Origin of the sequence: Micromonospora sp. NPDC047467, assembly GCF_040643095.1 — a bacterium.
GTDB lineage: Bacteria > Actinomycetota > Actinomycetes > Mycobacteriales > Micromonosporaceae > Micromonospora.
This window is the reverse complement of the sequence record NZ_JBEYTO010000008.1, coordinates 379271-399050: the sequence shown is the minus strand read 5'-3', so window position 1 is coordinate 399050 and position 19780 is coordinate 379271. Positions and strand designations below refer to the sequence as shown.

The window sequence follows — 19780 nt, the reverse complement described above, 5'->3', positions numbered from 1 at the left end:
GGCGGAAGGGCACCACCCGTGGGCGCGCGTTTCGAGGAGTTGGCCTGGCGGGAGACCCCGATCGGAGCGATCAGCCTGCGTCGACGCCGGGACCCGGCACTTCAGGTCGAGGTGTACGAGGTCAAGCTCGACGACGAGTACCTGATGTCCAGCCTGTTCCCCGTCGCGGAGATCGAGCTGGCCCGCCTGGGGCTGGCCGAACTGACCGGTGACGCGCTCGACGTGGTGGTCGGTGGGCTCGGCCTGGGCTACACCGCCCGCACCGCGCTGGACGACCCGAGGGTGCGGTCGCTGGTGGTGGTGGAGGCCATCGAGGACGTGATCGACTGGCACCAGCGCGGGCTGCTGCCGTTCGCGGCGGGGCTCGCCGAGGATCCACGGACCCGTTTCGTACGCGCCGACTTCTTCGCGGCGGTGGCCGGCGACGCCGGATTCGACGCCGAGGCGCCCGGACGTCGGTTCGACGCCGTGCTGCTCGACGTCGACCACTCACCCCGCAACGTCCTGCACCCCAGCCACGCACCCTTCTACGAGCCGGATGGGCTGCGGCGACTCACCGCGCTGCTGCGCCCGGAGGGTGTCTTCGCGCTCTGGTCGGACGACCCGCCGGACGCCGAGTTCACCGCCGCGCTCGCCGAGGTGTTCGCGACCGCGCGGGCGCACGTCGTGCCGTTCGCCAACCCGCTGACCGGCGGCCAGTCCGCCAACACCGTCTACGTCGCCCGTACCGCGTCCTGAACCGGCTCCTCCGCCCGGTTGGGCATGGTGGCGGCGGGATCGGGAAGGTGACCGGCGGGTCGCCGCACGGGCGGGGCCGTCACGGGAGGTCGAGATGCGTGCCATGCTCTGGGTCGTCGGCGTGGTGGCCGGCGTGCTGATCCTGCTCGGGCTGCTCCTCGAAGCCGTCCGCTGGCTGATCATCATCGGGCTGATCGCGCTCGTCGTGGTGATCGTGCTGGGCGTGGTCAAGGGGCGGCAGGCGATGCAGCACCAGGGCCGGCGACGGTGAGACCGGTCAAGCTCCCGTTCAGAACCAGTCCGCGCGCATGTCGAGCGTGGTCCGGTCGCGGCTGTTCAGCAGGTCGAACTGGGGGCCGGTGCGGGGCAGTTCGACAGTGAAGAAGTAGCGAGCCGCCTGCCGCTTGCCGGCGTGGAACGCGTCCCCGGACCCCTCCGGCGGCAGCGCCAGCCACTGCTCCAGCCACATCCACGCGATCACCACGTGCCCGACCGCCTCCAGGTAGGCGCTGGCGTTGGCCAGGGCGAGCACCGGGTCACCGTCGGCCCAGAGTCGACGGGTGACCGCGACGATCCGGTCCACCGCGGCGGCCAGTCGGTCGGCCAACTCGGCGGCCTCCCCGCCGGCCTTGCGTCCCCGGGTGGCGGCGTCCCCCATCGTCTCGGTCAGCAGGAGCAGACCCGCGCCGTCGTGCATGGTCATCTTGCGTCCCAGCAGGTCCAGCGCCTGGATGCCGTGGGTGCCCTCATGGATCGGGTTGAGCCGGTTGTCCCGGTAGTGCTGCTCCACGTCGTGATCGCGGGTGTAGCCGGCGCCGCCGAGCACCTGGATCGCCAGGTCGTTGGCGGCCAGGCACCACTGCGACGGCCAGCTCTTCGTGATCGGGGTGAGCACCTCCAGCAGCAGGTGCGCGCGTTCGCGGTCGACCTGTTCCGGGGCGGTCTTCTCCTCGTCGAGCAGCCGGGCGCAGTAGAGCACCAGGGCCAGCGCTCCCTCCACGTAGCTCTTCTGCGCCAGCAGCATCCGTCGTACGTCCGGGTGATCGATGATCGGCACCTGCGGCGCGGACGGATCCTTCGCACCAACCGGCCGGCCCTGCGGTCGCTCCCGGGCGTACTCCAGGCTCTTGAGATAGCCGGTGTAGCCCAGCGCGGTGGCGCCGGCGCCGACGCCGATGCGGGCCTCGTTCATCATGTGGAACATCTGGGCGAGCCCCTGGTGCGGCGTACCGACCAGGTGGCCCACGGCGCCGGCGCGACCGCCCGGGGCGTGCCCGCCGTCGCCGAAGCTGAGCAGGGTGTTGGTGGTCCCCCGGAAGCCCATCTTGTGGTTGAGCCCGACCAGCACCACGTCGTTGCGGTCGCCGAGCGACCCGCCCGGCCCGACGAGCACCTTCGGTACGACGAACAGCGAGATGCCCTTCACCCCGGGCGGTCCGCCGGGGATCCGCGCCAGCACCAGGTGGACGATGTTCTCGGCCAGCTCGTGATCACCGCCGGAGATCCACATCTTGGTGCCGAAGATCCGGTACGTGCCGTCCGGCTGCGGCTCGGCCCGGGTGGTGATGTCGGCCAGGGAACTGCCCGCGTGCGGCTCGGACAGGCACATGGTGCCGAAGAACCGACCCTCCAGCATCGGCCGGACATAGGTGTCGACCTGCTCCGCGCTGCCGTGTGCCAGCAACAGGTTCGCGTTGCCCAGGGTGAGCATCGGGTACGCCGAGGTGGCCACGTTGGCCGCCTGGAACCAGGCGAAGCAGGCGGCGGCGACGGCGTGCGGCAGTTGCAGACCGCCGACCGAGGCGTCCAGCCCGGCGCTGAGCAGACCGGTCTCGGCGAAGCTGTCCAACGCCGCGCGGACCTGCGGGATCAGCCGTACCTGCTGCCCGTCGAACGTCGGCTCGGCGAGGTCGGCGGCCCGGTTGTGCGAGGCGAACTGCTCGGTGGCCACCCGCTCGGCGAGGTCCAGCGCGTCGTCGAACGTCTCCCGAGAATGCTCGGCGTAGCGAGGACGCTCGACGAGCTGCGACACCCGCAACCATTCGTGCAGCAGGAAGTCCAGGTCGCGGCGTGAGAGCAGGGTGGACACGGCACTCCTCGGTGGGCGGGGGCGGCGGGTGGGTGCGGCGGTCGGGGCGGTCGTCGGGCGTGTGCCGCTCCGGCCTCATCCTGTCGGATCGGTCGGACGGGCACCACACCGACGGGACCGGACTGACGCCCATCGACGGACGAGAATTGTCACACCGGGCGGCTAGGGTCGCTGGCCGTGACCGAACCCGGAGACGTCCCTCCCGAGGTCCTCGACCGGCTGCGGCCGATCTGCCGTGTGCTGCCGGAGAGCTACGAGGAGCCGGCCTGGGTGGGCACCCGTTGGCGGATCCGCAAACGGACCTTCGCCCACGTGCTCACCGTCGACCCGGCCCGCCAACCGGCCCACCCGCGCGCCGCCGAAATGGATCGGCCGGCCTGCCTGCTGATCTTCCGCTCGCCACCCGACGAGATCGCGGGCCTGGTGGCGAGCGGCCACCCGTTCTACAAGCCCGAGTGGGGCCCGACCGTGCTGGGCATGGTCGTGGACGACGACACGGCCTGGGACGAGGTGGCCGAGTTGCTCACCGAGAGCTACTGCCTCCTCGCGCCGAAACGGCTCGCGGCCCTGGTCGACCGCCCCGGTCCGCCACCCGCTTGAATCCAGGTCCCAGCCGCCCAGCGGCCAGCGGCCAGCGGCCAGCGGCCAGCGGCCAGCGGCCAGCGGCCATGATCGACACGAGGTCGGCGATGTCGGGGTATCCGGGTGCCGTGGATACCCCGACATCGCCGATCCCGAGTGGATCATCCGCCTGACCTCGGCCGGGCCGCTCTGAACTGCGGCGAGCGCCCACCAACGACGGCCGTGACCCGCCGGGCTGCGGCCATCGGTCGCCGGACTGTCGCAGGTCGGCGTTAGGGTCCCGGGCATGGCTGATTTCGTGCTGGTAGCGGGGGCGTGGCTGGGGTCGTGGGCGTGGGACGAGGTGGTGCCGCCGCTGCGAGCGGCCGGCCACGAGACGCACCCGCTGACCCTGTCCGGTCTCGCCGAGAGGCGGGGTGTGCCCGCCGGGCAGCAGACCCACGTGCAGGACATTGTCGGCGAGATCGAGCGCCGCGACCTGCGTGACGTGGTGCTGGTCGGGCACAGCTACTCGGGCATCCCGGTGGGTCAGGCCGCCGAGCGGATCGGTGACCGGTTGACCCGGGTGGTCTTCGTCGACTCGGACGTGCCGGTCGACGGTGAGTCGTTCGTGTCCGGCTGGTGGCAGGGGCCCGCGGCACTGGAGTCGGTGCTCGCCGACAACGGCGGCTACTGGCCGCCGCTCGGCGCGGCCGACTTCGACGGTCAGGGGCTCACCGACGAGCAGGTCGCGCGGCTGGTCGAGGGTTCCACCCCGCACCCTGGTGCCACGCTGGCCGAGCCGGCCGTGCTGACCCGGCCGCTGAGCGAGCTGCCGGCGACGTACATCAAGTGTCTGCTCGACGGGCCCGAGCCCAACGCCACCGTGACCGGGCTGCTGACCAGCGACCACTGGCGGCTGGTCACGATGGACACCGGCCACTGGCCGATGTTCTCGCAACCCGCCGAGCTGGCCCAGCTGCTGCTGGAGCAGGCCGGCTGACCTGCGCGGTCGCGGCCGGCGGGCCAGCCGGCGCCCGCCCTCCCCCGAGCCAGGGCCAGGACGGTCAGCGGCCAGGGTCAGGGTCAGGACGGCCGGGGTCAGGGCCGATGCCGGTCAGGGCATCGGGTCGTCGATGGTCGTGATGTGGCGCACCGGCGACGCCAGCAGCCAGAGCACCGCGAGTGTCCCGCCCAGGCCGGCGACGACCAGTGTCGGCCGCAGCCCGATGGTGGTGCCCAGAGCGCCGCCGACCAGCGCGCCGAGCGGCCGGATGCCGTAGTTGACGGCGCTGTACGCACCGGCCCGACGGCCCCGCGCGTCGTCGGGCGTGACGGCGGTGAGGAGGGCGTTGAGGTTGACGTCCATCAGCATCACCCCGACGCTGGAGACCAGCTCGATGGCCGCCAGCAGGGTCACCTTCGCCCAGGTAGGGCCACTGATCAGCGCGGTCAGGGCCAGCGGCGCGGGAAAGAGCACCACGCCGATCATCGCGGTGCGGCCCAGTCCGATGGCGCGCGACACCCGGGGGGCGAGCGCCGCTCCGGCCAGTCCACCGAGCGCGCCGCCGCCGAGCGCGATGCCGATGGCGCCGGCCGACAGGCCGAGCTCACGGTTGGCGTAGAGCACCAGCAGCGCGGTGGCAATGAAGGTGAAGAAGTTGACGGTGCTGGTGCAGCCGAGCGCGGCGCGCAGCACGGGGTGGCGCAGCACCAGCACGAGCCCTTCGCGGACGAGGGCGAGGGTGGACGTTCGGCGCGGCGGCGGGGGCGCCTCGGTGACCGGGATGCGGCCGATCAGCAGGGCGGAGCCGAGAAAGGACACCGCGTCGACGACGACCGCGATCGGCGCGGTGAAAGCCTGGACGAGCCCTCCGCCGACGGCCGGTCCGGCGATGAACGACAGGGAGCGGCTCATGCTCATCTTGCTTGTCGCGTCCACGTACGCCGATCTCGGCACCAGCGCCACGAAGAAGGCCTGGCGCGCCATCGCGAACAACACCGCCCCGGCGCCGGTGAGCAGTGCCACAAGGTAGAGGTGGGTGAGGGTCACCGCGTCGAAGAGGTACGCCACCGGCAGGCTGAGCAGCACCGCCGCGCGGATCAGGTCGGCGATGATCAGCAGCCGTCGCTTGTGGGTGCGCTGGTCCACCCACGCGCCCAGGAACAGGCCCAGCAGGTTGGGCAGCCAGATCAACGCGGTGAGGACGCTGACCTGCGCGGGGGTGACCACGAGGAGGGAGACGGCGATCAGCGGCAGCGCCAACTCGCTGATCCGGTCGCCGAACTGGGAGACCGTCTCGCCGATCCAGAAGGTGCGGAACCGCCGGTCGCGGTGCAGAGCCGGCGCGGCCTCGACGGTGGTCATGACGCGGCGGGGCCGTCGCCGGGCTCGGACGACAACGCGCCGGGCTCGGACGATAGCGCGCCGGGCTCGGACGATAGCGCGCCGGGCTCGGGCAGCAGGTAGCGCAGCATCCGGACGACCTGCGCGCCGGCGGGTTGCGTGTCGTCGTCCTTGCGACGTACGTACGGGGCGAGCAGTTCCTCGATCGTCTGTTCCAACTGCCGCAGCTCGTCGGCGGTGGCCACGAACCGGGTGTCGGCGAGGCCGGCCAGCCCGCGCCATTCGTCGTCGAGCCGGGGCTCGTCGTGCAGCAGCCACTGTTGCGGCGCCTCGGCGGCGCGCGCGAACGTCTCGCCGCGCAGTTGCCGGGCGGCGGCCTGACCCTCGGCGTCATCGGGCAGCTCGAAGCGGAAGCCCCGGGCGGCGGCCTGCCACCAGCGTTCCCGCTTGCTGGTGGCACCGGTGGCACTGTGCGCGTCGGTGACCAGGCCGAACGTCGCGAGGTGGCGCAGGTGCCAGCTGACCACCGACGGTGTGGCGCCGACGTGCGGCGACAGCCCGGTGGCGGTTGCCGGGCCGTGCAGCTGGAGCCGGTCGAGGATGGCCAGCCGGACGGGGTGCGCCAGCGCCCGGAGCGCCTGCGGCTCCGTGATCTCGAAATCCCCGTACGGGTTCTTGAGAGACATGTTTCGAAAGTAGTCTCTCAGATCTTCCGGGCGCAAGCCGTTGTCAGCTCACCCCCAGCCGGGCCAGCGGCTCGACCAGCTCACGCTCCTCGTAGCTGAGGTGCGACAGCAGGGCGTCGGTCAGCAGGTTCACCGCGGCGCGCAGCTCCACCAACCCGTCCGGCGCCCCGACGTACGCGACGAGCGCCTTGTCGACGCCCTCCAGCACCTCGTGGATGACGTGGTGCTCCTGCTCCAGCCGATCGACGACCGGCCGCAGGCGGGGGTCGGCCTGCCGCAGCCGCGGAAAGAGGGCCTGGTCCTCGATGGTGTGGTGGGTGGTGACGATGCGGCAGTAGGACTCGCAGTAGGCGCCGAGGGTCCAGCGGTTCTGCCGCATGGTCATCGTGTTGATCTGGGAGCGGGCCGCGCCGGCGTCGATCTCGCCCGCCGCGACCTGCTCGATCAGGTCGTGGATCTGGGCCAGTTCGCCGCGCAGGCCGTCGTGGACCTGCACGAGATGCTGGCCGTTGGCCTGCTCGTGCGCGGTGTAGGTGCGCGTCGGGTCGGGCGTGGGGCCGGTCGGGCGGGCCGACTCGTCCCAGACCTGCCGATCACTGAGCCGCCGACCGTCGTCGGGCGTCGGCACCACCGCGAAGGCACCGCTTGTCACCCTCGCGCGGGCCGGCCGCGCCGACGGCGCGGCGACCGCCAGAGGTTCGGTGACCGGGGTACGCGCCGACGAGGCGTCGCGTTCGGCGGCGACCAGTTCGCGCACGGCGGGCGCCACCTCACCGGCGAAGCGGCGCAGGTCGTCAGGGTCGTCGCTGGCGAGGATGAACGCGCTGATGCCGTCGTTGAGCGCGAGCTCGGCCAGCTCCCGCACCCACTGCTCGGCCGGACCGTGCAGGGGGCCACGTTCGGCGGTCGCGAACTGACCGGAGATGTTGAGCAGCCGGCGGACGTCCCGGGGCGACCGGTCGGCCCGCCGTGCGGCGTCGTCGATCAACTCGTTGCCCTTGGCCAGGTCACCGGGCTGGAGGTAGGCCAGCGAGGGCAGCCAACCGTCGGCCCGGCGACCGGTCAGCTCCAGCATCCGCGGCTTGTACGCGCCGAGCCAGATCGGCACCGCGTGGGCGGGGGCCGGGCCACGTTTGGCGCCGAGCACGCGGTGGAACTCGCCGTCGACGCGTACGCCGCCGCGCGCCTCGGAGTCCCAGAGCTGGCGGATGACGTCGATGGCCTCCTCCAGCGCCCGCACTCCCTGCCCGGGGGTCAGTCGTCGGCCGCCCATCGCCTCGATGGCCTCCCAGAACGCGCCCGCGCCGAGGCCGAGCTCGATCCGGCCGCCGCTGAGCAGGTCCAGGCTGGCGACGCTGCGGGCGAGCACGGTGGGCGTGCGCAGCGGCAGGTTCGTGACGTTCGCCGACAGGTGCACCCGGCTGGTCCGCGCGGCGACATAGCTCAGCAGCGTCCAGGTGTCGAGGAATCTCGGCTGGTACGGGTGATCCTGGAAGGTGACCAGGTCAAGCCCGACCTGCTCGGCCAGGACGGCGAGGCCAACGGTGCGCTCCGGGTCGTCGCTGCCTGGCGTGGTGAACGATCCGAAGATCAGGTCGTGACCGTAGTCGCCCATGGGTGAGCCTCCCGTTTCCCCGACGCCCTGGAACGGTGCGTCATGACATCAACCTTATGCCAGACAGAACATCTGTCGCCAACAAGGTATGCCGAGCCGCGCTATTGTCGGGGCATGACGGGAGCCACTGACGTACGGGACAGGCCCGATCCGCTCGACGACGACCTGGGCTGGATGCTCGGCGTCGTCTTCCGTGGCTACGTCCGGGCCGCCGAGCACACGCTCGCCGACTTTCCCGGTGGCCCGCGCGGCTACCAGGTGCTCACCGCCGCAGTCAACGGGCCGGCCCGCAACCAGGGAGCGATCGCCGAGGAGCTCGGCATCGACCGCACCGTGCTGACGTACCTGATCGACGATCTGGAACGCCCCGGCTACGTCGCGCGCCGGGCGGACCCGGCGGACCGGCGCAACCGGCTGGTGGATGTCACCGACGCCGGCCGGGCGGCCTGGGAGCAACGGCGGCGGGCGCTGCGCGGGGTCGAGTCCCATCTGTTGGGGGCCCTCGCTCCCGAGGAGTCGGCGAGTCTGCGGGTCCTGCTCCAGCGGGTCGCCTGCTCGACCCAGGCCGTCGACCCGCTGCGGGACCTGTGTGAGGTGGTGACGCAGGTCCGGCCCGAGTCGGACGAGCCGTCCCGCGACAGCCGCTCCAAGACCGCCTGAGCGACCAGCCGGACAACGAACGCGGGCCCGCCGGCACCCCCGACCGTCGTGCGTCGTGAGGTGCCGGCGGGCCCGAAGTGCCGCTCCGACGCAGGTCAGCGCACGTGCACGAACACCGGGTTCGAGTAGAACCAGAGGTCCTGCCACGGGCTCTCCAGCCCGTCCGCGAGCGGCTCGGCCTCGTCGGTGCTGGTGCCGCGGACCCGCGCGTAGGTGTCGGCCTCGACGTTGCGCAGGGTGTGGCGGATGACGTAGTCCTCGCCCTGGCGGCGCCAGTCGCGCGGGCCGAACCGGGCCACGACCTTCGTGGTGGGGTTGGTGTCGGCGTCCAGGCTGGCGCTCGGGCCGGTGATCTGCCCGACGATCAGGTCGACCCGGCGGACCTCGGGCCGGTCACCGTTGGCGTTCACGCCGTCCAGCGGGCGGAACCTGATCTCGATCTCGACGTCGGTGCGGTTGCGGCGGCTGACCGTGATGGTCTCGCCCATCCCGGCGGTCTGGCCCTGGGACGTGGCCGTGACGTCGAGGTTGCGGATCAGGTCGCCGGTGGTGACCCAGATCCGGCCGTTGCGCAGACCGTCCATGATGTCGCCGTAGTCCTGGCGTGCGTGCACGTAGGTCTTGCTGTACTCGCCCGGCCAGAAGTCGGAGCCGCCACGCGTCCAGTGCACGTGCGAGTCCGAGGTCGCGGTGATCCACCAGCGCCGGCCCTCACCGAGCAGCGAGTCCCAGAGCCCACCGACCCGCGCGGTCATCTGGTCGAAGCCGCCGTAGGTGGGGTGGTTGCCGTACCCGCCCCGCGCCCCGCCGTTGAGCGGGCCGGCCTGGTGACCGGGCGCACCCTCGAACCCGATGTAGACGTCCGGCGCGGCGTTGTTGCCGTTGCGGAACTCGCGCGGGGTGTCCTGGCCGTACACGCCGAGCCCGGGAGCCGAGCGGGACGCGTGGTGGGCGATCACCAGCGGCTTGTGCGGCATGCCCCGGGCGACCTTCAGGAACTCCACCATCTTCGCCTCGGTGTCGCGGGCCGGGTCGGTGGGGAACGCGTCGTACTTGGCGAACCGGCTCTCCAGCTCGAAGAGCTGCTTCGCCTCGTCGTCGTGGCGCGGGATCATCAGCGTGTGGTGGTCCAGCGAGGGCGCGTCGAACTCCATGCCCCAGAACTGGAGCACCTCGGGGACCAGCTTGCGCGAGCGCAGCAGGTCGGGGTACGCCTGCTCGATGTTGACCTTGGAGTGCGTCGGTCCACCGTGGTCGGTGCACATCGCCCAGGTCAGACCGAAGTTCTTGGCCATGATGGCGTTGGTGACGATCGGGTAGACCGCGTCCGCGCCCTTGTGGAACACCACAGGGGATTTCGTGGTGTCGAACTCGCCGCTGTACTCGGAGTGAACGTGGTGGTCACCAGCGCGCCACGCCCGGTTCTTCGTGTTGCCCCGGTCGGGCTTGTCGTTGCCGGGCCGACGCTCCTCGCCGGCCCAGGCCGCACCGCCGCCCACCAGCGGGCTGGCCGCGGCCAGCGTCGCGCCGACGCCCGCGTACTTGACCAGCTTGCGCCGAGACAGCTGCGCGCGCTCGACCTCTTCGGGTTGCTTGTCCCTCACGTGAGAGCCTCTCCTCGATCAAGCGAATGCTCTTTCGATCAAGGAGCCTTGGAGAGCATCGTGAACTCCCCCCGTACGGGGAGCGGGCGCACGATGAACACCCTCGCCGTACCCGTTGAAAGGCTCGGCCAGGGCGGCGGTCGGTCACGCGGCGACCGCGTTGGGTGCCGGCAGGCCAGCGGGTGGCCGACGCGGCCGGTGCTTTCTCGGGCGCGTGTCGTCGTCAGATCCGGGCGCGGGGCAGCCAGCCCAGGAATCGGAGCTGGGCACGGGGCAGGGGCAGGGTCGGCAGGTCCTGGGCGGCGGCGACGAGGCAGGAGCCGAGGTAGACGGCGAGGGCGGCGCGCGCCCCACCGAACTCGGCGAGCAGTTGGCTCTGCTTCGTGGCGCAGGGCCACTCCCGACCGCATCCGGTGCAGGTCCAACTCGGCGGGCTCGGCAGGTGCTCGGGCAGTTTCGGCCGCCGGTACCGGCCCACGACGCTGTTGTCCGCGCGTACGTCCCGTCGCCGCGTCTCCGGGCCGGCGTTGTGGCGCGCGGGCGTGCGGGGTGCGGGCAGGTAGCGCCGGACGGTGCCGAGGAGCACCCCGACGCGGATCAGGGCATCCGGCCCGACGTGGTGCGCCAGCAACGCCGTGAGCAGGTAGTGCCCCAACAGGTCGAGAGAGTCACGGTTCAGACGCAGGTCGCGGCACAGGTCGACGAACCCGGGTGTGGCCAGCGGGACGCGGTCGTCGAGCGCACGGCGCAGCACCTCGCGCAGCGCTTCCCCGAGGCTCTCCAGCGCGTCACCCTCACCCAGTCCGAGGCTGTCCTCGTCCGCCACCCGTGCCAGCGCCTCGGCAACCGCCAGTCGAACGACGCGGTCAGGATGGATGCTGTCCAACGTTCACCTCCGCCTGTTGGCCGGACCTCCGGCAGCGACCCGGACGTCCTCGGACATCCGGGGAGATCATGAACAGGGTTTCGTCGCCGCTACCGAGACCGCTAGGACAGCAGGCGCAGGATCGTGCCGCGCGGTAGCCGGAAAGCGAAGTCGACTCACTGAATCGCGGAAATCCAGCGGCACGCCGCTCGCCTGCCGTAGGGTGGGAATCCCATCAGTGGCAGTCCACATTGGTGGGAATACCTGAGGCCCTACGGTCAGTCCCCTGGCCGCGCCCCCGCCGCAGCGCCAGGCGGGACCTGGTGCCACCGCCGTACCGCCGGGTCAGCAACGGGCGAACACCGGCCCCTCGCGCCCAGACGCGTCCCGACCATGCCGCCGGCTCTGGTCCACCATCCGGCGACACTTCCCCGGACGGAGCCAGCGGATGACCTCGACCGCGCAGTTCCAACGATTCGACAGCCGCGACCCAGCGGCCATCCACCGCTTCCTGGCCACCACGTACGACACCGACCTGCGCATCCGTGCCGGCGACACCGGGTACCACCTCGTCCACCAGCGGGTCGACGCCGGGCCGTTCGCCGTCGGCGCCACGAGTCAGACGGGGCAGCTCGACATCGTGGTGGGCGGCATGGACGCCCTGGTCGTCTGCCGCGCCCGCACCGCCCTGGTCGACCGCACCTGCGACGGGTCCGCCCACCGGTTCGGCCCGGGTGACGTCTTCCTCGCCACCCGACCCAACCGACCGTTCAGCCTGCGCTGGCAGCCTGGGGCGGTGGGACTCTGTGTCCTGGACCACGCGGTCCTGGCACAGGTGGCGGCCGCGGCGCCGGCCCGGCGACCCGGCCAGATCCGGTTCACCGACCTCGGCGCCGCCACCGCGCTTCGCGCCCGGCAGTGGCGAAAGACCACCAGCTACATCAGCGATGTCGTGCTGAGCAATCCGGACGCCAGCGCCCAACCACTGGTGATCGGCAACGCCGCGCGGATGCTCGCCGCGGCGGCACTCGCGGTCTTTCCCAACACCGCGTTCAGCGACGAGACCATCGAGGATCGCCGCGACGCCAGCACGGCCACCGTGCGCCGCGCCATCGCCTTCATGGAGGACAACGCCGACCGGGACATCAGCGCGACCGACATCGCCAACGCCGCCGCCGTCTCCCTGCGGGCGGTGCAACTGGCCTTCCGCCGCCATCTCGGGACCACCCCGATGGCGTACCTGCGCCGGATCCGCCTCGATCGGGCCCACCGCGACCTGGTGCGGGCCGACCCGAGCCGCGACACCGTGTCGGCGATCGCCAGCCGCTGGGGGTTCGCCAGCCACAGCAGGTTCACGGCCCGGTACCACGCCAGCTACGGCGTACCGCCGCGCGAGACGCTGAACGCCTGAACCGGCCGCGCCGCCCGGGTCGTCACGGCACGTCGGTGCCGCAGGTCGCGGCGCTCGGCCCCACCAGCCCGAACCCGCGAGGGCTAGCCCCGGGCGCGCTCGTGAGCGTCACGTGCGGACTGCAACTCGGGCACCGCGCTCTCCAGGAGGTCGGCGAGACCCCGTAGCCGCTCGGCGACGCGGGCGCCGAGCGGGGTGAGCGAATATTCGACACGCGGCGGAATCGTGGTGAGGACCTCCCGGGTCAGCATGCCGTCGCGTTCGAGAGCCTGCAGGGTCTGGGAGAGCATCCGCTCGCTGACCCCGTCGACACGGCGGCGCAGCGCGTTGAACCGGTACCGGCCCTCGCCCAGCGCCAGCAGGACCAGCGACGCCCACTTCGAGGTGACGTCCTCGAAGACGGCGCGGGAGGTGCAGCCGCGCGCGAAGACATCGCTGACGAGTTCCTGGGTAGGCCCTGCGGGGTCCGGGGACGGCCGGTCGGTCACGGCACCAGCCTACCTCGTGCTTACTCCTGGCCTGGTGCTATAGATTAGTAAGTGCTTTCAGATCGTCACCGCCCCATGGAGGTTGCCGTGCCCACCTATGCCGTCACCGGTGCCACCGGCCGACTGGGCCGTCTGGTGATCGAGCGTCTGCTCGACACCGGCGTGCCCGCTGCCGAGATCGCCGCCGTCGTCCGCACTCCGGAGAAGGCCGCCGACCTGGCAGCGCGCGGTGTGGAGATCCGCCAGGCCAACTACAACGATCCGGCCACGCTGCCCGGTGCCGTGGCCGGTGTACGCCGTCTGCTGCTGATCTCCGGCGACACTCCCGGTCAGCGCGTCGCCCAGCACACGGCGGTCATCGACGCGGCCAAGCTCGCCGGCGTCGAGCGCCTGATCTACACCAGCATCCTCAAGGCCGACACCACGACAAACCCGCTGGCGCCCGAGCACCGGGCCACCGAGGAGGTGCTCGCCGCCTCGGGCCTGTCCCACACCGTGCTGCGCAACAGCTGGTACACGGAGAACTACACCGACCAACTGGCGCAGTACCTGCAGACCGGCACGATCCTCGGTGCCACCGGCGGCAGCAAGGTCTCGGCCGCGACCCGCGCCGACTACGCGGCCGCAGCGGCGGCGGCGCTCACCCGCGACGAGCACGGCGACACCGTCTACGAGTTGGGCGGCACCGCGTTCACCTTCGACGAACTGGCCGCGGCCGTCAGCGAGGTCACCGGCACCACGGTCGTCCACCGGGACCTCTCCCCCGCCGAACTGGCCTCGACGCTGGAGACCGTCGGCCTCGACGCCGGCACCGCCGGGTTCGTCGCCGCCCTCGACCACTCGATCGCCATCGGCGAACTGGCGACCGACAGCGACGACCTCAGCCTACTGATCGGCCGCCCGAGTACCCCGCTGCGCGACGCCATCCGGGCCGCGCACGCGTAACCGGCGACCGCCGGTCACGTCGGCGAGCACCGACGGGCGGCGGGTTTGATCGTGCCGCCGACGCGCCTTCCGGAAATCCGGGCTGGCGCTTACGCCCGCAGCGGTCGGAAGAAGTCTCGCAGGTCGGCGGCGAGCAGGTCGGGCTCCTCCAGGGGCAGGAAGTGGCCTCCCCGGGTCGGGCCGCGCCACTGGCGCAGGTCACGGTAAACGCGCTCGGCGTACTCGCGGGGGTAGTCCCGGTCCTCCGGGGTGAGCCGGACTCCTGCTGGCACGTCGACAGCCCCGAGAGGCGGAGTCCGGGAGTCGTCGTAGTAGGGCCTGAAGGACGAGCCGATCGTCCCGGTCGCCCAGTAAAGAGTGGCGACGGTGAGGAGGAAGTCTTTGCTGAAACGGGATTCGAGGTCTCCGTGGCAGTCGCTCCAGGCCCGGTACTTCTCCACGATCCAGGCGACCAGGCCGGCGGGAGAGTCGAGCAGGGCCGCGGCGAGGGTGTCCGGTCGGGTGCTCTGGATGGCGGCGTAGCCGTCGTCGCTGCCATCGTGCTCGTTCGATCGCGCTTTCAGGTAGGCATCCTCGGCTACGGACAAGGGGTGGGCGTCGTCGAGAACCGGGTGCAGGTTCGGATGGTGGGTGTGGATCCCGACCACCTGTTGCCGGTGCCGGGCGCCGAGAAAGCCGGTGACGTGAGAGCCGATGTCACCGCCGTACGCGCCGAACGTGGAGTAGCCCAGGACATCCGTCATCAGCCGTGCCCATAGGTCAGCAACCACCGGAGGGGTCACCAGGCCGTGAGTCGGCAGGTCCGAGAACACGAAGCCGGGTAGGGACGGAACGACGACGTCGAAGGCGTCGGCCTGCTCACCGCCGTAGGCAGCGGGATCGGCCAGCCGCGCCGCGAGCGGCAACATCTCCACGAAGCTGCTGGGCCAGCCGTGGGTGAGCACCAGCGGCAGCGGGGAGCGGGTGTCGCCGGAGGCCGCGGCGCGCAGGTGCACGAAGTGCACGCTCCGGTCGTCCAGGGTGGCAATGTAGTGCGGCACCGCGTTGAGTTCGCGTTCCCTGGCACGCCAGTCGAAGTCGCCGCGCCAGTACGTCACCAACTCGCGGAGGTAGTCCGGATCCGTGCCTGCACGCCACCCGCTCGCGGTGGGGCGGGGGAAACGAGTGCGCGCCAACCGCTCGGCCAGGTCGGCGAGCAGGTCGTCGGGGACGTCGATGGTGAATGGCACCGCTTGTGGCAGGGACGACATGAGGGCCTCCGTGACCTGGGACGGATGAGATCCACATTCCCCAGGTCAGCTCGCCAGATCGGCTCGCCCGATGGCTGCAAGGGAAGCGACTCGCATGTTACCGGCCACGGCACTGCCTGAGAAGTGCTCACCACGAGGGGGTTGATCTTGGCCTAGTCTGGCAGACATGCCCGGACGCCCCTCGCACCGCCGTCATGACGGCCACGGGTGTGCCCGCCCAACGGCCTCCGAACACGCCACCCGGTCGGCCGGCTGGTGAGTGGAGCACCCGCGCCCGCGCAGCGGGGCACGCCGGCCTCGTCCCCGCACCACCGGCCCCGATGGGCTGACCGCTGCGACCGGCTCGCCCGGTCGCGCCCCTTCGAGATCGTCATCGTCATCGTCATCCTCGCCAACGGGATCGTCCTCGGCCTGGAGACGTACGACGAACTGACCTCGGCGAGCACCCTGCTGCACTCGCTGGAGCTGGCCTTCCGCGCTTTCTTCGTCGTCGAGATCGGCATTCGGGTGGCCGCCTACGGCCGCCGACCACAGGACTTCTTCCGGCACGGCTGGAACATCTTCGACTTCGTGGTGATCGCGGCGATCTTCATTCCGGGCCTGCACGGCGACTCCGCACTGCTGCGTGTGGTGCGGGTCGCCCGAATGCTGCGGCTGGTGCGGTTCTCGCCGGGCCTTCGTACCATCGTCTCCGCCCTGTGGCGCAGCCTTCCGGGCGTCGCCGGGTTCCTCGCCCTGGCCGTGGTGACGCTCTACGTGTACGGCATGGCCGGCTGGCTGATCTTCGGCAGCACCTACCCCGACGCGTACGGCGACATCGGCCGGTCGCTGCTCACGCTGTTCGTGCTGCTGTCGCTGGAGACCCTGCCGGACCTGATCTCGCAGGGCATGGCCCTCTCGCCGTGGACGCTTGTCTACTACGTCAGCTATGTGCTCATCACCGTCAACCTGCTGCTCAACATCCTCATCGCGGTCATCGTCAACTCGATGGAGGAGGCGCGCCGGTTGGAGATGACCGAGCGGCTGGCCCCCGACTACGACGAGGACGGCGACGGCGTACCGGACGAGGTCGACCGCATCGCGCTCACCCAGCGGCTGGACGACCTGCGGGCGGTCATCGCCGAGTTGGAGCGGGAGTTGCGCATCGACCGAGAGGACGGGCCCGTCCGCCCGCACCGCGACGGCAGCCACACCAGACGGTGATCCGACACTCTCGCGCAGTAGCCGTCAGGTTGGATAGTCTCAGCGTCGGTCCCACCGGTTGAGCTGAAGGGACACCCGCATGACGGCCCCTGTCGACGCCACCCACTCCACGACCGACACCACGGCCACCCTCGGCGCTCTGATCGACGACGTGATCCGACCCCAGGCAGCGACCGTCGACCGGGATGGGGTCTTTCCCCGCCAGGGCGTCGACGCCCTCGGCGCGGCCGGCCTGCTCGGCCTGGCGTCCTCGACCGACGTCGGCGGCGGCGGGCAGGGCATGCGCGCGGTCGCCGGGGTCATCGAACGGCTGGCCGCCGAGTGCGGGTCCACGGCGATGGTGGTGCTCATGCACTACGCGGCCACCGCCGTCATCGAGGCGCACGGTCCCCGCGACGTGCGTACGGCCATCGCCGGAGGCGGTCACCTGAGCACGTTGGCCTTCTCCGAGTTCGGCTCGCGCAGCCACTTCTGGTCGCCGACCGGCAGCGCGACAGCGGCCGACGACGGCACCGTCCGGCTCGACGCCCGCAAGAGCTGGGTCACCTCGGCCGGCGAGGTCAACAGCTACGTGTGGTCGAGCCTCCCCCTGGCCCCCGGGGCGGGTCCGATGACCCTGTGGCTCGTACCGGCCGACCGCGCCGGCCTCAGCGTCACCGGCGACTTCGACGGGCTCGGCCTGCGCGGCAACGGATCCCGACCGATGACCGCGGACGGCCTCCACGTCCCGGCTGACGCGATGCTGGCCGCCGACGGCGCCGGCCTCGACACCGCGCTGAGCGTGGTCCTGCCCTGGTTCCTGGTGCTCAACGCCGCGTTCTGCCTCGGCCTCGCCAGCAGCGCGGTCACCGAGGCCGGCCGGCACCTCACCCGGACCACGCTCACGCACACCGGGGCGGCCCTGCGCGACGCGCCCGTGACGCGGCGCGCCTTCGCCCAGCTGATGATCCGCACCGACGCCCTGCGCGCGTTCCTCGGCGACACCCTCACCGCGCTGGAGACCGGCCGCGACGACGCGATGCTGCGGGTGTTGCAGGTCAAGGCGCTCGCCGGTGAGACGGCCGCCGACGTGACCGACGGCGCCATGCAGCTCTGCGGCGGCAGCGCGTTCCGCAAGGAGCTGGGCCTGGAGCGCCGGTTCCGCGACTCCCGCGCGGCCCGGGTGATGGCGCCGACCACCGACGCGCTGTACGACTTCGTCGGTCGCGTCGCCACCGGGCTGCCGCTGCTCGACGAGGTCAACCGCTGATGCCCGCGCCGACGGTCCTGATGGGCGCGGTCGCGTACGACCCCAAGGTGGTGACCATCTGGGAGGGTTTCCGCACCTGGCTGCGCGGGCAGGGCCTGGACTTCGACTTCGTCCTCTACTCGCACTACGAGCGCCAGGTCGAGGACCTCGTCGCCGGCCGGATCGACGCGGCGTGGAACTCGCCGCTCGCCTGGCTGCGGGCCGAGCGGATGGCGAGGGCCGGCGGCACCGCCGTCCGCGCGCTCGCCATGCGCGACACCGACCGGGATCTCACCTCGGTCGTGGTGGTGCGCGCCGAGTCGCCCGTGCGGCAGGTCGCGGATCTCGCCGGCCGGGTGGTCGCCGTCGGAGCCGTGGACAGCCCACAGGCGACGCTGATCCCGCTGGGCCACCTTGCCGCCGCCGGGGTCCAGGTCGACGTGCGCGGCTTCGACGTCGGCGTCGGTTTGCACGGCGACCACATCGGAGGGGAACGCGACGCCGCGCGGGCGCTGATGGCCGGGGAGGTCGACGCCGCCTGCATGATCGACGCCAACCACCTGGTCTTCGTCCAGGAGGGCACGCTCGCGCCCGACGGCACCCGGATCGTCGCGCAGACCGCCCGCTACGACCACTGCAACATGACGGTCCGCGAGCCGGTGTCCGCCGGGGTCGCGCTCTTCGGCAGGCTGCTGCGTGGCATGTCGTACGCCGACCCGCAGGTACGGCCACTGCTCGACCTCGAAGGGCTGACCGCCTGGGAGGACGGCCGCACCACGGGATATGACGCCCTCGCCAGGGCGGTCGACGCGAGCGGGTTCTACGCCCCGGACGGACGGGTGACGGCCACGGGCTATCGGCCGTGAGCACCGCACCGCCCGCCGACGCCGAGCTTCACCTGGGCGGTCTGGGCTTCGGTCAGGGAGCGCACCTGCTCGTGCAACGCGCCCTGGGCGGGCTCGCACCGGGTGGTCGGCTGGCGGTCTCCGGGCACGACCCGACCCTGGCCGTCCATCTGCCGCCCTGGTGCCGGCAGCGGGGGCACCGGGTCGAGTGGCCTGCTCCAGCCGACCGGAGCGAACTGGTCGCGGTGGTCGTACGCGGCTCGGCTGTCGACGACCGCTGGTTCGGCGCGGAACGGGCCGGGCCGGCCCTGCCCTCGGCGCTCAGCAGCCACCCACCGCCACGGTGGGGTCTTGGTGCCCGCGGCGCGCTGCTCGAAGCCGGCGGCCCGGAGGCGCGCTTCGACCTGGACGACCGGGATCTGGTCTGGGCCGACGTCGCGCCCAAGCTCTACGCGCAGGCCGCCGCGCGGCAGTGGGACCCGGAGACCGCGGTGCCCTGGGACGACACGTTCGCGCTGCCGCCCGACGTCGAGGCAGCGGTGGTGCAGGTGATGACCTACCTGGTCGAGAACGAGCAGGCCGCACTCGTCGTGCCGGCGCGATTCGTCGGTCGCATCCACCCACACTTCCGCGAAGTGATGCAGCTCCTCGCCGTGCAGATGGCCGACGAGGCTCGACACATGGAGGTGTTCAGCCGCCGGGCGCTGCTGCGCGGCGCCGAGTTGGGCACGTCGTCGGCCGGCGGCCGGCAGTCGCTCTTCACCCTCGTCGCCGAGTCGGACTTCGCGCTTGCCTCGTTCCTGCTGTCCGTGCTCGGCGAGGGCAGTTTCGTCGACCTGCTCTCGTTCCTGGAACAGCACGCACCGGACCCGGTGACCCGCCGGATCTGCTGGCTGGCGATGCAGGACGAACGCCGGCACGTGGTGTTCGGCATGGCGCATCTGGAGCACCAGGCGACCGTGGACCCGCTGCTGCGTGACCGGCTGCGCGCGGCGATCCACCGCCGCCACGACGCGCTGGTGGACACCGCCGGGCTCAACGCGGACGTCTTTGACGCGTTGGTGCTGCTCGCGGCCGGCGGGTGGAGCCCGGAGGAAATAGCCGTCGGCTTCGGCCGGGTGCGGGACCTGCAGGCCGCGATGGACCAGGGCCGCCAGCGTCGGCTGGTGCGGCTGGGCTTCCGGCCCGACGAGGCGGCGGCGCTCTCCGTCCTGCACACCCGCAACTTCATGTAGCCGCGTACCA

The 19780-nt window shown here is 71.7% G+C and carries 19 protein-coding genes; 11 read left to right on the top strand and 8 right to left on the bottom strand.

Translation table 11 applies throughout. The features are described 5' to 3' along the window. The first annotated feature begins 18 nt into the window (after positions 1-18). Complete coding sequence (locus ABZ780_RS23635) at positions 19-738, top strand: spermidine synthase (protein ID WP_357002069.1); 720 nt, start codon at positions 19-21, stop codon at positions 736-738. 94 nt (positions 739-832) lie between these two features. Beyond that, complete coding sequence (locus tag ABZ780_RS23630; protein WP_357487526.1) at positions 833-1009, top strand: hypothetical protein; 177 nt, start codon at positions 833-835, stop codon at positions 1007-1009. A gap of 18 nt (positions 1010-1027) precedes the next feature. Here the strand turns inward: ABZ780_RS23630 and ABZ780_RS23625 are convergent, their stop codons facing one another. Beyond that, entirely contained in the window at positions 1028-2827 is a 1800-nt protein-coding gene (locus ABZ780_RS23625; RefSeq protein ID WP_357487525.1) for an acyl-CoA dehydrogenase, read from the bottom strand. Between the two features lie 177 nt (positions 2828-3004). On the opposite strand from ABZ780_RS23625, the gene ABZ780_RS23620 reads away from it, so the two are divergent. Then, entirely contained in the window at positions 3005-3427 is a 423-nt protein-coding gene (locus tag ABZ780_RS23620) for an MmcQ/YjbR family DNA-binding protein (protein WP_357002076.1), read from the top strand. A gap of 268 nt (positions 3428-3695) precedes the next feature. After that, positions 3696-4391 carry an alpha/beta hydrolase gene (locus ABZ780_RS23615; protein ID WP_357002078.1) on the top strand — a complete coding sequence of 232 codons (696 nt, stop codon included), beginning with the start codon at positions 3696-3698 and terminating at the stop codon, positions 4389-4391. A gap of 114 nt (positions 4392-4505) precedes the next feature. Here the strand turns inward: ABZ780_RS23615 and ABZ780_RS23610 are convergent, their stop codons facing one another. From ABZ780_RS23610 to ABZ780_RS23600, 3 genes are read right to left on the bottom strand one after another with little or no spacing between them, the layout of a single operon-like run. After that, on the bottom strand, positions 4506-5756 hold the full coding sequence (locus ABZ780_RS23610) for an MFS transporter (protein WP_357002081.1): 1251 nt from the start codon (positions 5754-5756) through the stop codon (positions 4506-4508). Then, positions 5753-6421, bottom strand: a complete 669-nt coding sequence (locus ABZ780_RS23605) for a helix-turn-helix domain-containing protein (protein WP_357002083.1) — start codon at positions 6419-6421, stop codon at positions 5753-5755. Before ABZ780_RS23605 ends, ABZ780_RS23610 begins: the two co-directional genes overlap by 4 nt. Before the next feature lie 43 nt (positions 6422-6464). Continuing rightward, entirely contained in the window at positions 6465-8036 is a 1572-nt protein-coding gene (locus ABZ780_RS23600; protein ID WP_357487524.1) for an LLM class flavin-dependent oxidoreductase, read from the bottom strand. A gap of 114 nt (positions 8037-8150) precedes the next feature. Between ABZ780_RS23600 and ABZ780_RS23595 the strand changes: the two genes are divergently transcribed. Continuing rightward, positions 8151-8696 (top strand): MarR family winged helix-turn-helix transcriptional regulator, encoded by a 546-nt coding sequence (locus tag ABZ780_RS23595; protein ID WP_357487523.1) that lies wholly within the window; start codon positions 8151-8153, stop codon positions 8694-8696. 95 nt (positions 8697-8791) lie between these two features. Here ABZ780_RS23595 and ABZ780_RS23590 read toward each other — a convergent pair whose 3' ends face one another. Both ABZ780_RS23590 and ABZ780_RS23585 read right to left on the bottom strand, forming a co-directional pair. Beyond that, positions 8792-10300: a phosphoesterase gene (locus ABZ780_RS23590; RefSeq protein WP_357487522.1), complete on the bottom strand. Its 1509-nt coding sequence runs from the start codon at positions 10298-10300 to the stop codon at positions 8792-8794. Positions 10301-10523: 223 nt separating this feature from the next. After that, on the bottom strand, positions 10524-11186 hold the full coding sequence (locus ABZ780_RS23585) for a hypothetical protein (RefSeq protein ID WP_357487521.1): 663 nt from the start codon (positions 11184-11186) through the stop codon (positions 10524-10526). Between the two features lie 427 nt (positions 11187-11613). On the opposite strand from ABZ780_RS23585, the gene ABZ780_RS23580 reads away from it, so the two are divergent. After that, on the top strand, positions 11614-12576 hold the full coding sequence (locus ABZ780_RS23580) for a helix-turn-helix transcriptional regulator (protein WP_357487520.1): 963 nt from the start codon (positions 11614-11616) through the stop codon (positions 12574-12576). Between the two features lie 83 nt (positions 12577-12659). Here the strand turns inward: ABZ780_RS23580 and ABZ780_RS23575 are convergent, their stop codons facing one another. Beyond that, positions 12660-13064: a helix-turn-helix domain-containing protein gene (locus tag ABZ780_RS23575; protein WP_357002095.1), complete on the bottom strand. Its 405-nt coding sequence runs from the start codon at positions 13062-13064 to the stop codon at positions 12660-12662. 87 nt (positions 13065-13151) lie between these two features. Here ABZ780_RS23575 and ABZ780_RS23570 point away from each other — a divergent pair, with 87 nt between their 5' ends. Next, entirely contained in the window at positions 13152-14009 is an 858-nt protein-coding gene (locus ABZ780_RS23570) for an SDR family oxidoreductase (RefSeq protein WP_357487519.1), read from the top strand. 89 nt (positions 14010-14098) lie between these two features. Here the strand turns inward: ABZ780_RS23570 and ABZ780_RS23565 are convergent, their stop codons facing one another. Beyond that, the gene (locus tag ABZ780_RS23565; protein WP_357487518.1) at positions 14099-15259 is read right to left on the bottom strand and encodes an epoxide hydrolase family protein; all 1161 of its coding nucleotides are present in this window, start codon (positions 15257-15259) and stop codon (positions 14099-14101) included. Positions 15260-15514: 255 nt separating this feature from the next. Here ABZ780_RS23565 and ABZ780_RS23560 point away from each other — a divergent pair, with 255 nt between their 5' ends. The 4 genes from ABZ780_RS23560 (at position 15515) to ABZ780_RS23545 (ending at position 19770) form a co-directional block, all read left to right on the top strand. Continuing rightward, positions 15515-16462, top strand: coding sequence for an ion transporter (locus ABZ780_RS23560; RefSeq protein ID WP_357002104.1), 948 nt, complete (start codon positions 15515-15517; stop codon positions 16460-16462). 79 nt (positions 16463-16541) lie between these two features. Beyond that, positions 16542-17711 (top strand): acyl-CoA dehydrogenase family protein, encoded by a 1170-nt coding sequence (locus ABZ780_RS23555; RefSeq protein ID WP_357002106.1) that lies wholly within the window; start codon positions 16542-16544, stop codon positions 17709-17711. Next, positions 17711-18556: a PhnD/SsuA/transferrin family substrate-binding protein gene (locus ABZ780_RS23550; RefSeq protein ID WP_357487517.1), complete on the top strand. Its 846-nt coding sequence runs from the start codon at positions 17711-17713 to the stop codon at positions 18554-18556. The genes ABZ780_RS23555 and ABZ780_RS23550 overlap by 1 nt, the downstream gene beginning before the upstream one ends. After that, positions 18553-19770 carry a ferritin-like domain-containing protein gene (locus ABZ780_RS23545; RefSeq protein ID WP_357002111.1) on the top strand — a complete coding sequence of 406 codons (1218 nt, stop codon included), beginning with the start codon at positions 18553-18555 and terminating at the stop codon, positions 19768-19770. The genes ABZ780_RS23550 and ABZ780_RS23545 overlap by 4 nt, the downstream gene beginning before the upstream one ends. The last annotated feature ends 10 nt before the right edge of the window (positions 19771-19780 follow it).